Here is a 15,464-nt window from a genome sequence, read left to right as displayed (position 1 = left end):
ACATTTCATCATCCTATACGTTGAATGGCAGATGAAAGTGACGGTCAGAATACCAATGAAAGCGACTACCGCAATCCGAAATCGGCAGGCGAGGAGGGCGTTACCATTGGAAGTCTGGATATCCATTTTACGTACAATATTGATGTATTTCACGGTGTTTGTGGTGTTAAGGCTAATGGGGAAACGGGAAATCGGCAAATTGTCCATCTTTGACCTCGTCATTTCAATTATGATTGCCGAGATTGCGGTGTTCGTTATTGATGAGACAGATCGGCCGCTGTGGGAAGGGTTTGTGCCGATTGCGGTGCTGGTCGTTATTCAAATTTCGCTGGCGCATTTGACTCTCAAAAGCCGTAAACTTCGTCATTTATTTGATGGTGGACCGAGCATTATTATTGCAAACGGGCATCTCAATCGTGATGAAATGCGTAAACAACGTTACAATCTGGACGATCTCATGTTACAGCTGCGTGAGCAAGGGATCGAGAATCCAGGTGACGTTCAATATGCGATTTTAGAATCGACGGGAAAGTTGACTGTGTTTACGGTGGATGACGAGGAGGAACAGCGAAATGAGGGGCCTTCTGACGCTGTAACAAGCGGTGGAGCTGTGAGCGGGAAGAGCGACAGCGAAATCGCAGACTTAGAAAGTGAAAGTGAACGTGAACGTGAGGATGTGCTTGGGCTACTCGCATCTGCTCATCAGCGCCAAAGCCAAAGACGCCAAGTGAGCAGAAGCGCTGAAACGGGGACAACGCTAGGGCTGCGTCATCCCGAAAAAGTTCGCTTTACGACCCTTCCCCTTCCGTTAATTATGGATGGCAAAGTTCAAGACGACAATTTGCAAGTTATAAACAAAACTCGTTTCTGGCTAAAAAATCAACTGCAGTTTAAGGGAGTAAACGATTTTAAAAATGTGTTCTTTTGCACAATTGATCATAAAGGTCAATTGTTTGTTGACCAAAAACATATGAAAAAGAATTGAATAGCCTGCTTGCTCGAAACGTGCAAGGCTCAATTGAACCAGCGGCCAAGTATGGGGATTCGCACCATATCGTGGCGATCGATAAGTTTCATCACCGTGAGCAAGCTGATGTACACAACGACGGCTACTCCACAGGCAACAGTGAAGCGTAATAGAAGGTGGCCATCGCCAACAGGAAGATGGGCATAGGTGGCCTGAATCGAGCCTGCCGTAATGATCATGGCCGTAGCGACTTTAATGAAATCGAGCCAAGGCAAATGTAACTTAATTGTGCGAATCACACTATATCCGTGCAAAATCGTGACAATGGCGATATTAACGTTAATCGCGATGATGGCTCCCGTTATGCCGAATTGAGGCAGTGATGCGAGCTGTACGATTAACACAAGCTTTAACGCAGCCCCAATAAACGTGTTGACGAGCGCTGTTCCAGGTCGATCTAATGCTTGCAATGCGGCTTGCAGCGGGGCTTGCAAATAAATAAATATCGCGACGGGCGCCATCCATTTCAACATGGGCGCGTACGTAACATCGTTGTATAGCAAGGCACATAGTGGCACTGCTAGCACATACATGACGACGGCGAACGGTGCGCCGCACACGAGTGCTAGACGAAGCGCCTGATGCATGCGTTTATGAATCGTGTGCATATCTTGCCGTCCATGCGCCTCCGAGAGCGAGGGGACAAGCGATACGGCCAAGGAGTAAGTAAGCGCACCTGGTAGCAGTAATATCGGTATGATCATGCCTTGTAGTGCTCCGTATTGAGCTGTTGCTACGGCTGTTATGACACCAGCGGCTGCTAAGCTGCGCGCAATCGCGATCGATTCAAATAAGTAAGATAATGAACCGATCAATTTGCCCCCTGTTACCGGAACAGCAATCCGGAGCAGGTTGCGCCATTCGGAGTTCGCCTGTTGAATTGGCTTTGTAGTCGCTGTTGGCGCAGCTGGGGATGAAGCAAGCGGATATGATGCAGGCTGCTGTTTATTGTCATGCTTGTGAGCTGAACGCATTTCAAGCATCAGCACGATTAAGCCGCCGAGTTCTCCGATCACGACGCCAAGCATGGCGCCTGCTGCTGCCCAATCGAGGCCATATGGCAGTAGCATGTAAGCAAAGCCAATCACGGTTACGATACGGATTAGCGTCTCGGTCACTTGCGAGGCGGCGGTCGGGATCATATTATGCTTACCTTGAAAATAGCCGCGTAACACGGCGGACACCGCGACAATCACGATGATCGGTGTCATGACGATAAACGTGTAATACACTCGTGTATCTGTCAGCACATGCGTCGTAATCCATGGTGCAAGCAGCAGGCATACAGCAGATAGGCCAATGGCCGCACTTGTTGTCATTTTCAAGGCAGACCAAAGAATACGCCGAACGCGTGCATCATCGCCTGTTGAATCGGCCTCCGCAATGAGCTTGGACACCGCAAGCGGTATGCCACCTGTTATAATGGTAATAATGACGAGCAGAAATGGATAACCGAGCTGGTAAATGCCAACTCCTTCTGCACCAATAATGCGTGGAAGAGTAATGCGGGGGATAAAGCCTAATATGCGATTAATGATGCCTGCAGCTAGCAAGATAAGCGTACCTTGCAAAAATGATTGTTTGCTCACATGCATCCCCCTTCTTTTTTTCAATAAAAACGGGCTTCAAATAGGAACTTGTCTTAGGCATACGTTCTTATTCATACATATGCAGTTGTCCAAGATCCATTACTCGTCCATTGAACAAAGCATAGGACAAAACATTTTAATGATTGTAGTTGAACTCAAGCAGGAAAATAGGGGGCTAATCGCGAATAGATGAAGTGCTGTATGAAAGGAGAGAACGTAATGCCAGAGCTATGGACCGAACAAGAGCATGTAGAAAATATTGAGCTGCTTTGTGAAAGCAAGGCGGAGGAGTTTCGGTTAATTGGCTACGAACAGGTAACAGGCCCAGATGTGTGGGAATGTGTGCGATCGAAATATAAAAAAGATGGAGAGCCAGCTATTCATCGCCTCGTGAACGATATTCTATCGTTAAAAGCGAACCAATTTATGAATTACGTTACGATTGCGGCTTATCGTGGGTCTCCCTTTTAGGAGGGACTCTTTTTTAACGTCCTAATAAGGTATTTTTTTAAAGATTAGTTATCAAAAGGGGAATCGTTTAAGATCAGGATGTAGCATGAATAAGACGGTAATAAAGAGCATTTCTAGGTGAGTCATCAGACTCATTTATGATGAAGTTAAATTGACTCGAATTTTGACGGTCGATATAATAGGAATATTGACAAATGAAAGGGGAATAGGGACGATATGAAAAGAGTGTTAGCATTCTTGCTCATCGTTGCCGTATCGCTTGGGATATTTGTATGGACAAGCCCTACGATCGTCAACAACATTCGTCTCGGGCTCGACTTGAAGGGCGGCTTCGAGATTTTATATGAAGCTTCGCCACTAGACAAAGGCGGACAGATTACGCCACAGGCGATGAAACAGACCGCAAAGAGCTTAGAGAAGCGGATTAACGCTACAGGTACAAGCGAGCCGGAAATTTTAATTGAGGGCAGCAATCGGATTCGGGTTAAAATTGCTGGCGTAGCGAATGAAGCAGAAGTACGGAAAAGTCTGAAAGAACCAGCGGTACTTACGTTCCGCAGCTCTGATGGCTGTAAAACACCTACAGACTATTGTAAGGTCGAACTACAAGGAACGGACTTCGTTGAAGGCGGTGCAAGCGTTCAGTTTGACGAACTGCGCAAGCCCGTTGTAGCTATTAAGCTCAAAGATGCGAACAAGTTTGCTGAGATTACACAGCGTCTTGCTAACTTGATGCCAGAAGGTCGTAACATTTTGGCGATTTACATGGACGAAAATGTAATCTCCACACCGGCGGTTAGTTTTCAAATTGCATCAAATGAAGCGACGATTACAGGTCAAGAATCAACTGAAGAAGCAAACAATTTGCGCGACACGATTAACTTAGGTTCTTTGCCGTTGAAGTTGACTGAGAAATATTCGCAAAGTGTAGCTGCAACATTAGGCCAATTGTCGTTGAATCAAACGGTACAAGCGGGTCTGATCGGAACAGCGCTTATTTTGCTCTTTATGCTCGTGGTTTATCGTCTTCCAGGCATCGTAGCTAGCTTCACTTTGATTTTGTTTACGTGGATATTGCTTATTGTGTACTGGTTAGCGGGATTTACGCTTACGTTGCCGGGTATTGCGGCATTTATTCTCGGTATGGGTATGGCGGTCGATGCCAATATCATTACGTATGAACGGATTAAGGACGAATTGCGTAGCGGGAAGTCGATTTCGTCCGCTCTTAAAGCAGGTGCAAAGCACTCCTTCCGCACCATTATGGATGCGAACGTTACAACGTTCATTGCAGGCGCTGTTATGTACTTCATGGGTGAAAGCCAAGTTAAAGGCTTTGCCTTGAGCTTAATGATGACGGTTGTCGTAAGTATTTTCACGAACATATTCTTGTCCCGCTTGTTGCTCTTCTTGCTTGCCAAATCGAAATTATTGAACAAGCCTAGCTATTACGGCGTAAAGGAGAGTGACATCCGTGCGCTTTAAAGGAACGTTCGATTTTGTAAAGACGAGCAGATATTTCTTTATCACATCTATCATCATTACGTTGCTAGGTATCGCATCATTGGCTATTTTCGGTCTTAACTATGGTGTCGATTTCCGTTCAGGAACGAATGCAGATATTAAGTTGACGAAGCAAGTGGACATAGCTAAAGTTGAAGAATTGATTAGCTCATACAAACTAGACAAACCACCTGTAGTTACGTCAGGTAGTGAGCGGATGAATATTCGTTTCACAGAAGTGTTATCTGAAGAGAATGAGAGCCGGCTGAAAGAGGATTTTAAAAAGCTGGATGCAGGTGCCTCATTTGAAGTGAGTACAGTTGACGTTGAGATTGCTCGTGAAATGCAGCGTAATGCGATTATTTCGGTGTTCATTGCCAGCATCGGGATCATCATTTACGTGAGCATTCGCTTTGAATGGCGCTTTGCGATCGCGGCTGTCACCGCATTGCTGCATGATGCATTTCTCGTTATTAGCGTGTTCTCGATCTTCCGTTTGGAAGTCAACTTGCCGTTTATTATTGCGATCTTGACGATTATCGGTTACTCGATTAACGATACAATCGTTATTTTTGACCGAATTCGTGAGAACTTGCGTTTTGCTAAAATTAAAAACATTGGCGACATTGCGAAGCTCGTTAATGAGAGTATTTATCAGACGCTGACACGCTCCATTAATACGGTACTGACCGTACTTATTGCAGCGTTGTGCTTGTACATCTTCGGTAGCGAGTCCATCAGTATGTTCTCACTTGCGATTATTATTGGCTTGGCGTTCGGTGCATACTCTTCGATCTTTATTGCGAGCCCATTGTGGGTTGTATTAAAGAGCAAAGAGAAGCTAGGAAAGCCAAAAGCGAAAACACAAGAAGCTCAATAATGAACTCATTTGTTGGTCCAATTGGCATTTGCAATTGGTAAGTCCAACACTGATGTTTATAGAGTGAACAAGCCGCGTCCATCGTGACGCGGTTTTCACGTGTTTATCTAAGCTCATAAATGGGAAACAAATGATTGTGTTGCCGCAATGTGTCTGCGCTATGGCTGCAATGTCGCTGTAATGGGGCTGCGGATATTTAACGTCTGTGTTTGTACATGGAATGGAATAAATACGATATCGTGAATGTGCGAGAAGGAGAGGGTGAGGGCGATGCTTCAACCACGAACGCGATGGATTTGCGCTGAGTCGTCAGATACCGTTGCCCAGCAGCTTGCTGAGCAGGCTAACATCTCGCCTTTGCTTGCAAAAATGTTAGTCGTGCGCGGTATACGAGATAAGGATCAAGTGCATCGCTTTTTATACGCGGATACAAATGAGCTGCACGATCCGTATTTGCTGGCTGGAATGGAATCTGCTGTAGCGCGAATTCAGACTGCCATTGCAGAGCAGGAACATATTCGCATCTATGGAGATTACGATGCTGACGGCGTATCAAGCACATCGCTCATGATACATCTCATGCGTATGCTTGGTGCAAAGTTTGATTACTATATTCCTCATCGATCTAAAGAGGGATACGGATTGAATAATGCTGCTATTGATGATGCGAAGTCGTGTGGGACTAACCTTATAATCACGGTCGATACGGGAATAAGTGCGGTAGAACAAATTGCTTATGCCCGCGAACTCGGCATCGACGTGGTCGTAACCGATCATCATGAACCACCTGAGCACTTGCCTGAAGCATACGTCATAGTGAATCCGAAGCTGTCGTACTGCACGTATCCGTTTAAAGGATTAGCGGGCGTAGGCGTTGCGTTTAAGCTGGCACATGCGTTGCTGGGAAGATTGCCCGAAGAGCTACTTGAACTTGCAGCTATCGGTACGGTTGCCGATTTGATGCCGCTTGTCGACGAAAATCGGATTATCGTGCGTGCTGCGCTCGAACATATGAAACAATCGCGCTATGCGGGCATCCGCGCGCTGCTTGAAATCGGAAATGTTAATTTAAGCGAATTGACATCTACGCATATTGCTTTTTCGATGGCTCCGCGTATTAACGCAAGCGGCCGACTCGATCATGCAAACATTGCCGTCGAGTTACTGACGACAAATGATGCTGCAACTGCTCGCACGTGTGCAGAGGAGTTGGATCGGTTAAACCGCGAGCGGCAAAAAATCGTGGAAACGATCGTTAAAGAAGCGGAAGCGCAGTTGCAAGCTAAAATCGAGCAACAAGGAGTACCTGACGTTATCGTGTTAGCCGCAGAAGGCTGGAACGTAGGTGTAATCGGCATCGTGGCGTCCAAAATTTTGGAGCGCTACTACCGGCCGACTTTTGTGCTCGGGATCGATGCTGAAACCGGGAAGTGTAAAGGTTCGGCTCGCTCGATAGCTGGCTTTGACTTATATGAAGCGATGACGGAATGCTCGGACTTGTTCGAACATTTCGGTGGCCATCAGGCTGCGGCTGGAATGACATTGCATCGCGATCAGCTTCTTCAACTAGAAGCACAGCTCAACGAAATTGCTCAACGAACATTAACCGCGGAGCATTATGTTCCACGTATAGAAGTCGACGCGGAGTGTAGTATGTCAGAAGTTCCGCTAGATGTCATTGAGCAGCTCGGAAGATTGGCGCCGTTCGGGATGGGTAATCCGAGTCCACGCATCGTTATTCGAGGGGCAATTGTGCAAGATAAACGCACAATGGGCAAAGATGGACAACATTTAAAGTTGATGTTAGCCCAAGACCGTGCTACATTGGATGCGGTGGCTTTTCAACGTGGAGCATGGTCAGAGCGTATCGCTTTGTCGTCTGTGGTAGATGTTCTAGGAGAACTGTCCATTAATGAATGGAACGGAAACCGTAAAGCACAGCTTATGCTGCAAGATATGCACATTGCTCATCAACAACTGTTCGATTTGCGCGGCGCTCAAGACGCCTTGAAAACGGCAGTGGAGCAGGCACGGCGCATGGCCGAACCAAACCGCTGTGCGCTGCTGATGACACGCGAGCAAGCAGGCGTATTCGCTGCCGAGCCGTTCGTGTGGCTGTACAGTGATGAGATAACTGGTCCTGTTGCAAGACCAGCTCAACGTGTATGGGATGCAGACGATAGTTTAGAGGAGCAGCTTTCTGCCGCTGTGACCGACTTAATTATATGCGGTATACCGCCGTCATTAGATGAGGCAAAGCGTATTGCACAACAGTTTAGCCAGACAGAACGTGTTCACGTTACACTGCCACGGCAGCCTGAAGGTGGACGACTGCTGGAACCGAATCGTGACCGTATTAAAGCGATCTTTGGTGAGTTGCGGAGACTACAGGAATGGAAGAGCGATGCTACTTTTATTCAGTCCATGTCGTCTCGTTGTCGCATGTCACCGCGTGAATTTTTACTATTGTTAGATGTGTTCGAAGAACTGCAATTTGTTACTTGCACGCGTTCACACAACGAAAAGACATACCAAATGGTACTACAACCACAAAAAACATCTCTTGACGCATCGCAGCGCTATCAAGATTGGGCTATGGCTTATTCATGGGAACATCGTTGGTATGACAGCTCTACGGAATCGTTGGCAACGTGGCTATGGTCGTTATGGGAAGCGCCTGCGCATCGCGCTACAAACTAGGAGGATATTAACCATGGATTTTAAACAATATATTCGCGTCGTTCCTGATTTCCCGCAACCGGGAATCCGTTTTAAAGATATTACGACATTACTGAAAGATCCAGTTGCTTATCAAGCTTCCATTGATGCAATGAAGGAACTTATCAAAGACAAGCAAATCGACATCGTGGCGGGTCCAGAAGCACGTGGATTCGTTGTAGGTGCTCCTTTGGCATTGTCAATCGGCGCAGGCTTTGCTCCTATTCGTAAGAGCGGAAAGCTTCCTGGTGACACAATCGAGGCAGCTTATGACTTGGAATACGGTAAAGACCGTCTGGCTATGCATAAAGATGCGATTCAACCAGGGCAAAAAGTATTGATCGCTGACGATTTGTTAGCAACAGGTGGCACGATTGCTACTTCGATCGATTTGATTCGCCAATTGGGCGGTGAAGTTGTCGGCGCTGTATTCTTGATCGAGCTTAGCTACTTGAATGGCCGTGAGAAGCTCGATGGCATTGACACATTCTCGTTAGTAACATACTAATAGCAAATACATGAAACCCCTTGCTACACGAACAATGCGATTGTTCGGTAGCAAGGGGTTTTAGTTTAAGATGGATATACTTATAAGAGTCTATAGGAAGTCTATACAAGACTGAATGGACTTATAAGAGGACTACGCCTTCTCGTTGGATAAGCCAAGCTTCTCAATGACGATAAAGAACAAATTCAACACGATGGCGAGTACCGTCGCAAGCGCCATTCCTCTCAGCTCAACTGCGCCAAGCTTCAGCGAAGCGCCGCTAATGCCGACCACGATGACGAGCGTCGTAAGCAGCAAGTTTTTTGGCTTGCCAAAATCAACTTTAGCGTCCACCAGCACGCGTAGACCGGAAGCCGCGATAACACCGAATAGCAGCAAGGATACGCCGCCCATAACAGGCACCGGAATACTGGAAATAAGAGCGGACACTTTGCCGAAGAATGACAGCAAAATAGCGATTACGGCTGCTCCGCCGACTACAAATACGGAGTACACGCGCGTTAGAGCCATAACGCCGATATTTTCGCCATATGTCGTATTCGGAGTTGAACCAACAAAACCGGATATAACGGTTGAAATTCCGTTTCCGAGTAAGGAACGATGTAATCCCGGATCTTTGGATAAGTCTTTTCCGACGATATTGCTTGTTACCATGAGATGGCCGATATGCTCGACGACAACGACAAGTGCCGCTGGAACAATAATGGCAATCGCCGTAATATTCCACTCTGGATATATGATTGTTGGCAAGGCGATAAAGTTTGCTTCTGAAATGCTGCTAAGGTTAACGACACCCATAAGCACGGCAGCGACGTAACCGGTTACGATTCCGATAAGCACAGGAATAATTTTGAAGAACCCGCGAAACATAACGGTACCGATAATCGTAACACCTAATGTAAGGACAGAAAGCATAATGCTAGTTGAATTAAGCGGTGCGCCTGGTGATGCTGGGATAAAACCGGACATATTTGCTGCGATAGGTACAAGTTCAAGCCCGATAACTGCAACGATGGCACCCATCGCTGCTGGAGGGAACAATGCGTCTAACCAGCTTGTGCCGACCCATTTTACAAGGAGTGCGACCGCTATAAAAATGATACCTGTTACAATAAATCCGCCTAGTGCCTGCGCGTAATTATCTGTTTGACCTGCCAAGACGACCATAACTGGAGAAATAAATGCAAAGCTGGAACCGAGGTAAGCCGGAATGAGACCGCGGCACAATACGAGGTAGAACAGCGTGCCTAGCCCGTTCATTAACAGTACGATTGCCGGGTCAACATTGAACAAATTAGGTACGAGTACAGTAGAGCCAAACATCGCAAACAAATGCTGGACGCTCAACAGCAGGCCGGGCATGAAGCCGGGCTTCTCGTGTACTTGAATTTCGCGTTGCAAAGCGAATACACTCCTTCATAAATAGGGAATTTTATTAGTGACGAGTCGAAGTCTCAAACCTAACTATATAATTTACACGCGACCGACCCGTTTTATCAACCATATTTTTATCTGTTTCTCGAAAAAACGACATTTTTCTTTTTATAACAAACGAAAAGTGATGTAATTCGACAACAATTGACACGAAGAGTGGACGTTTCGTCGGAAATGCCATTGACGAGAGACACGGTTCAAAGGCATAATGATAGGATAATCTGTAGTCTAGGGGTATACCCAAGATGAAAGAAAGGAACCGGAGCGAGTCCTATGGGCATCGAGCAATTATTAAAGAAAGCATCGAGTTATATTAAAGAGCCCGACTTACAACGCATTCATGACGCGTATCTTTTTGCGGAACAGGCTCATTCTGGCCAAGTGCGAAAGTCTGGAGAACCGTATATATTACATCCGCTAGCTGTAGCGGATATGGTCGTCGAAATGCAAATGGACCCGACGTCTATTGTTGCTGCGCTGCTGCATGATGTGGTGGAGGACACTTCCATTACACTGGAAGAGATAAGGGCCAAGTTTGGCGATACCATTGCCATGCTCGTCGACGGTTTGACGAAGTTGGAACGCATGCAGTTCCGTTCGAAGGAAGAGCAACAGAACGAGAACTATCGTAAAATGTTCGTCGCTATGGCTAACGACATTCGTGTGATCGTGATTAAGCTTGCAGACCGGCTGCACAATATGCGTACGCTGAAGTATCAATCGGAAGAAAGCCAGCGTCGTATCGCATATGAGACGTTGGAAATTTTTTGTCCGATTGCACATCGACTCGGTATTTCCGCGATCAAGTGGGAAATGGAAGACATCGCGCTTCGTTACTTGAACCCGCAGCAGTATTACCGGATCGCTAATCTGATGCACAAAAAGCGGGCAGAGCGCGAACAGTACATTACCGACGTTAGCGACAGCATCAAGGAAAAGCTGGATGAGATGGGCATTAACGCCGATTTGTCTGGTCGTCCGAAGCACATTTACAGTGTGTATAAGAAAATGTCGATGAAAAACAAGCAGTTTAACGAAATTTACGATTTGCTTGCGATTCGCATCATTGTCGAGAACATTAAAGATTGCTATGCGACTTTGGGCATTATCCACACGTTGTGGAAACCGATGCCAGGTCGCTTTAAAGATTATATTGCCATGCCGAAAACGAACATGTACCAGTCCCTTCACACGACGGTTATTGGACCGACTGGGGAGCCGACAGAAGTGCAAATCCGCACTTGGGACATGCATCGTACAGCGGAGTATGGTATCGCGGCGCACTGGGTGTATAAGGACGGTCACGCTGCTGCAAGTGCTGCGGCTGGTAGCTTTGAAGACAAGATGACCTTCTTGCGTGGTATTCTTGATTTGCAGCAAGAAACGAAAGATGCATCCGAGTTTATGGAAATGCTCAAAATGGACTTCTTCTCTGATCTTGTGTTTGTATTCACGCCAAAGGGAGAAGTCATCGAGCTGCCAGCAGGCTCCGTCCCGTTGGATTTTGCGTTCCGTATTCATACAGAGGTCGGAAACCGCACGATTGGCGCTAAGGTGAACGGTCGGATTGTTCCGCTGGATCATAAGCTCAAAACAGGCGACATTGTTGAGATTTTGACTTCCAAACATTCGTACGGCCCTAGTCCTGACTGGATTAAGATCGCACAATCTTCCCATGCACGCTCCAAAATTAAACAGTGGTTTAAGAAGGAAAAGCGTGAAGAGAACGTGCAAAAAGGTCGCGAAATGTTGGAGCGTGAGCTAAAGCGACTTGGACTTGAACCATCTGCATGGTTGTCGGAAGATAAGCTGCAAGAAGTAGCCAAGAAGTTCACATTCAACGATGTAGAAGATATGATGGCTGCGATTGGCTTTAGCGGTATTACCGCTGCGCAAATTTGCACGCGGCTGACGGAGAAGCTTCGCAAGGAAGCGGAAGAAGCGAATCAGCTTCAATTGACGAATGAAATCAAAGAAGTGAAGAAGGATTCGGAGCGCAAATCGCGTCCGACGAACGGCGTTCGTGTTCGTGGAATCGACAACTTGCTCGTTCGTTTCGCCCGCTGTTGCAATCCGGTGCCAGGTGATGTGATTGTCGGTTACGTGACACGCGGTCGGGGAGTTTCTGTTCACCGCGACGATTGTTTGAACTTGCCTACGACGACGGAAGGTGAAGAGGCAGAGCGTCTCATCGAGGTCGCTTGGGAAGAAGCGATTGAGGCGAATTATAGCGTCGATATTGAAATAACAGGTATGGATCGACGTGGCTTCTTAAATGAGGTGTTACAGGCTGTATCCGAGAGCAAGACGAATATTGCGGCTGTGTCAGGTCGTTCTGACCGCAACAAGCTGGCACTTATTCATATGACGATACTCATCCGCAACACCGAACATTTACAGTCGGTCGTGGAAAAAATAAAGCGCGTGAAAGACGTGTATACGGTGCAGCGAATTATGCAATAATTCGCTGTTCCTTTTTTTATATAGGCATCTACTAGGTACTTACTAGGAATTATCAGATATTTACGTCAGGCATTTGCGCTAGGTATTTACAGGGAACTTATAAACATTCATGAACACGTAGGGACTGTTGTGGTCATTTTTGAGCTTTTGTAATCAAATAACCATTTAGCAAAGGGGGCGATCGCTTTATGCGAGTTATCGTACAGCGATGCAAGCGAGCGCAGGTCACAGTAAACGAAGAGACGGTAGGTCAAATTGAAAAAGGTCTCATGCTGCTCGTTGGCGTGACACATGAGGATACAGAGCGGGACGTCACTTGGCTAGCTGATAAGGTAGCAGGCTTGCGCATTTTCGAAGACGAGTCTGAAAAAATGAACTTGTCCGTACAGGACATTGGGGGACACATTTTGTCGGTGTCTCAATTTACGTTATATGGCGATTGCCGCAAAGGAAAGCGGCCTAACTTTATGGCTGCTGCCCGACCAGAACAGGCAGAGAAGCTGTACGAGCAGTTTAATGACAAGCTGCGTGCGCATGGACTGCACGTTGAAACAGGACGTTTTGGTGCAATGATGGACGTCTCTCTAACGAATTGGGGACCGGTTACGATTACGCTGGATAGCCAGGGTTAAAATGACGTTAAACGATGCATACTACAATCAACTATCCCATGACGGCATGACGGAGTACAAGTGTACGTGTCGGGGGCAAGGAGTGATTATCGTATGCGGCAATCGTTGCAGCAGTTAAGTGTGCAGTACGGTCAAGTGGCATCTGCGCAATCGTTTCGTGAGGCGATTGCGATGGCAGGTGTTGAAACGGTGCAGGAGCAGAATAGTCGCCGTGAAGGATGGAAGGGACAAGCGCGTACATGAATGCGAGAAGCGGGATAGATGTACGGATAAATGCGTTAAAGGATAAATGCATAACAGTGTCTTTTTGAAACGCTTTCTTTTTCGTAATCTGTTTGTAATATGCGCTTCATGTTTCTTTAATGTTTGTTGCCTATAATAATTGGCATGACCCCCTTTTTTAAAATATACTTTTATTTGAACCTACATTTCTGATGTAGGTTTTTTGTTTTGTGTACGATTTGCACATTATTTGCATATCCTTGTTCTTGACTTTATGGCGTGAGATCCTTACAATATTCTTTATATTCCTTAAAGGATTTGCTTACATGAATCCTAATTTGTGATTGATATATTGTGATTTGATGACGGGAAGAAGTAACTTGCCCCACGTATGCAGAGAGAAGTCCCTATGGCTGGAAGGGCTTTTGCGATGGACGAGTGAATGACATCCTCGAGAACCGACGGCGAACCGTAATCGTCATGCCGATTAGTAGGTATGGGCTTTTATATGGTAACGCAGTAGCCGAACGGCGTAAGGCGTACGTTACACGCAACTGAAGCGCAAAGCTTGAGCTTTTATGTGACTTGATGAACCGCCTATATGGTGTTCTAGAGTGATGCATAGCAAGCATTGCGGAATGTGGGTGGCACCACGGGTGATTACTAACGATCTCTCGTCCCTTAGCGAACTTGTTTCGCGGGACGGGAGTTTTTTATTTGTTAAGGAGGATGAGCATGATGGCATTTCAAAAACCGACAGGAACACAAGACTTACTGCCAGGCACGGTAGAAACGTGGCAGACTGTCGAGCAGAAGGCGCGCGACTTGAGCCGACGCTTCAATTATAAAGAAATCCGCACACCAATCTTTGAACAGACAGAACTGTTCAAACGCGGTGTAGGTGAGACGACAGACGTTGTGGAAAAAGAGATGTATACGTTTCTTGATCGCGGCGAGCGCAGCATGACCCTTCGTCCAGAAGGAACGGCTGGTGTCGTACGCGCCTATGTGGAGAACAAATTGTACGGCGAACCGGACATTTCCAAGTTGTACTACATTGGTCCGATGTTTCGCTACGAGCGTCCGCAAGCAGGCCGCCAGCGTCAATTCCATCAATTTGGCGTGGAAGCGTTTGGCGCTACAGACCCGAGCATTGATGCAGAAGTAATCGCACTTGGCTACTTGTTTATGAAAGAAGTTGGCTTGAGCGGTGTTCGTGTTGAAATTAACTCCATCGGTAATGCGGATGTACGTGCATCATACCGTCAAACTTTGCTAGACTTCTTGATGCCGATGAAGGAAACGTTGTGCAAAGATTGCCAATCCCGTATGGAACGCAATCCGTTGCGCGTGCTTGACTGCAAAGTGGATCAGGATAAATTCGGTGGTGCGCCATCTATTTTGGATAGCTTGGATGAAGAGTGCACGACTCACTTTACAAAAGTGAAGCAGCATTTGGATGCGATGGGCGTGGAATACGAAGTGAACTCCCGCCTCGTGCGTGGTTTGGATTATTACACGCACACAGCATTTGAGTATAAAGCGCAAGGCATTGGCGCTATCGATACAATCGGTGGCGGCGGTCGCTATAACGGCCTTGTGTCGGCAATTGGCGGACCAGACCAGCCAGGTATCGGCTTTGGTATCGGTATGGAGCGCATTGCGCTGCTACTTGAAAAGCAAGGTGTTAATGCGAACAACCAACCGCCATTGGATATTTATTTGATTGCGCTTGGTGAGCAAGCAGAGGACGAAGTGACGAAGCTGCTCTTTAATTTGCGTACAGCGGGCGTTGTAGCCGAGAAGGATTACCAATGCCGCAAAATGAAGGCGCAAATGAAATCGGCTGACCGCATGCAAGCACGCTTTGCCGCAATTCTCGGCGACGATGAGTTGGCGCGTGGTGAAATTGCGCTCAAGGACCTGGCAACGGGTGAGCAGCGTTTTGTGAAGCTGGAAGAGCTGGCACAGGCGGTAAAGCAGGGCTAAGCTTAGCGACTGTATGCTGACAATTGGT

13 protein-coding genes are annotated in these 15,464 nt (G+C 46.8%); 11 read left to right on the top strand and 2 right to left on the bottom strand.

Going from position 1 to position 15,464, the window contains the following annotated elements; translation table 11 throughout:
* Positions 1 to 24: 24 nt before the first annotated feature.
* Positions 25 to 213 (top strand): hypothetical protein, encoded by a 189-nt coding sequence (locus tag KIK04_RS04120; protein ID WP_232277062.1) that lies wholly within the window; start codon positions 25 to 27, stop codon positions 211 to 213.
* Positions 143 to 985, top strand: coding sequence for a DUF421 domain-containing protein (locus tag KIK04_RS04115; RefSeq protein WP_442951157.1), 843 nt, complete (start codon positions 143 to 145; stop codon positions 983 to 985). Before KIK04_RS04120 ends, KIK04_RS04115 begins: the two co-directional genes overlap by 71 nt.
* Before the next feature lie 29 nt (positions 986 to 1,014).
* Here KIK04_RS04115 and spoVB read toward each other — a convergent pair whose 3' ends face one another.
* A complete protein-coding gene (spoVB, locus tag KIK04_RS04110; RefSeq protein WP_442951134.1) occupies positions 1,015 to 2,616 on the bottom strand; it encodes a stage V sporulation protein B in 1,602 nt (533 codons plus the stop codon).
* A gap of 219 nt (positions 2,617 to 2,835) precedes the next feature.
* Between spoVB and KIK04_RS04105 the strand changes: the two genes are divergently transcribed.
* The 5 genes from KIK04_RS04105 to KIK04_RS04085 all read left to right on the top strand — a co-directional run bounded on the left by KIK04_RS04105 (position 2,836) and on the right by KIK04_RS04085 (position 8,696).
* Entirely contained in the window at positions 2,836 to 3,087 is a 252-nt protein-coding gene (locus tag KIK04_RS04105) for a post-transcriptional regulator (RefSeq protein ID WP_232277059.1), read from the top strand.
* Between the two features lie 216 nt (positions 3,088 to 3,303).
* Entirely contained in the window at positions 3,304 to 4,572 is a 1,269-nt protein-coding gene (secD, locus tag KIK04_RS04100; protein WP_232277058.1) for a protein translocase subunit SecD, read from the top strand.
* Positions 4,562 to 5,470 carry a protein translocase subunit SecF gene (gene secF / locus KIK04_RS04095; protein WP_232277057.1) on the top strand — a complete coding sequence of 303 codons (909 nt, stop codon included), beginning with the start codon at positions 4,562 to 4,564 and terminating at the stop codon, positions 5,468 to 5,470. Before secD ends, secF begins: the two co-directional genes overlap by 11 nt.
* 270 nt (positions 5,471 to 5,740) lie before the next feature.
* Positions 5,741 to 8,170 (top strand): single-stranded-DNA-specific exonuclease RecJ, encoded by a 2,430-nt coding sequence (recJ, locus tag KIK04_RS04090; protein WP_232277056.1) that lies wholly within the window; start codon positions 5,741 to 5,743, stop codon positions 8,168 to 8,170.
* 13 nt (positions 8,171 to 8,183) lie between these two features.
* Positions 8,184 to 8,696: an adenine phosphoribosyltransferase gene (locus KIK04_RS04085; protein WP_232277055.1), complete on the top strand. Its 513-nt coding sequence runs from the start codon at positions 8,184 to 8,186 to the stop codon at positions 8,694 to 8,696.
* A 132-nt stretch (positions 8,697 to 8,828) separates the two neighbouring features.
* Here the strand turns inward: KIK04_RS04085 and uraA are convergent, their stop codons facing one another.
* Positions 8,829 to 10,097 (bottom strand): uracil permease, encoded by a 1,269-nt coding sequence (gene uraA / locus KIK04_RS04080; protein WP_232277054.1) that lies wholly within the window; start codon positions 10,095 to 10,097, stop codon positions 8,829 to 8,831.
* Positions 10,098 to 10,403: 306 nt separating this feature from the next.
* Here uraA and KIK04_RS04075 point away from each other — a divergent pair, with 306 nt between their 5' ends.
* From KIK04_RS04075 to hisS, 4 genes are all read left to right on the top strand, one after another.
* A complete protein-coding gene (locus KIK04_RS04075; RefSeq protein ID WP_232277053.1) occupies positions 10,404 to 12,593 on the top strand; it encodes a RelA/SpoT family protein in 2,190 nt (729 codons plus the stop codon).
* 188 nt (positions 12,594 to 12,781) lie between these two features.
* Positions 12,782 to 13,225, top strand: a complete 444-nt coding sequence (dtd, locus tag KIK04_RS04070; RefSeq protein WP_232277052.1) for a D-aminoacyl-tRNA deacylase — start codon at positions 12,782 to 12,784, stop codon at positions 13,223 to 13,225.
* Between the two features lie 93 nt (positions 13,226 to 13,318).
* Complete coding sequence (locus tag KIK04_RS04065; protein ID WP_232277051.1) at positions 13,319 to 13,468, top strand: hypothetical protein; 150 nt, start codon at positions 13,319 to 13,321, stop codon at positions 13,466 to 13,468.
* Positions 13,469 to 14,185: 717 nt separating this feature from the next.
* Positions 14,186 to 15,436 (top strand): histidine--tRNA ligase, encoded by a 1,251-nt coding sequence (gene hisS, locus KIK04_RS04060; protein WP_232278589.1) that lies wholly within the window; start codon positions 14,186 to 14,188, stop codon positions 15,434 to 15,436.
* Positions 15,437 to 15,464: the final 28 nt, after the last annotated feature.

It is taken from the genome of Paenibacillus sp. 481 (assembly GCF_021223605.1).
In the GTDB taxonomy this organism is placed as follows: Bacteria; Bacillota; Bacilli; order Paenibacillales; family Paenibacillaceae; genus Paenibacillus_B.
This window is presented reverse-complemented; position numbering and strand designations above follow the sequence as displayed.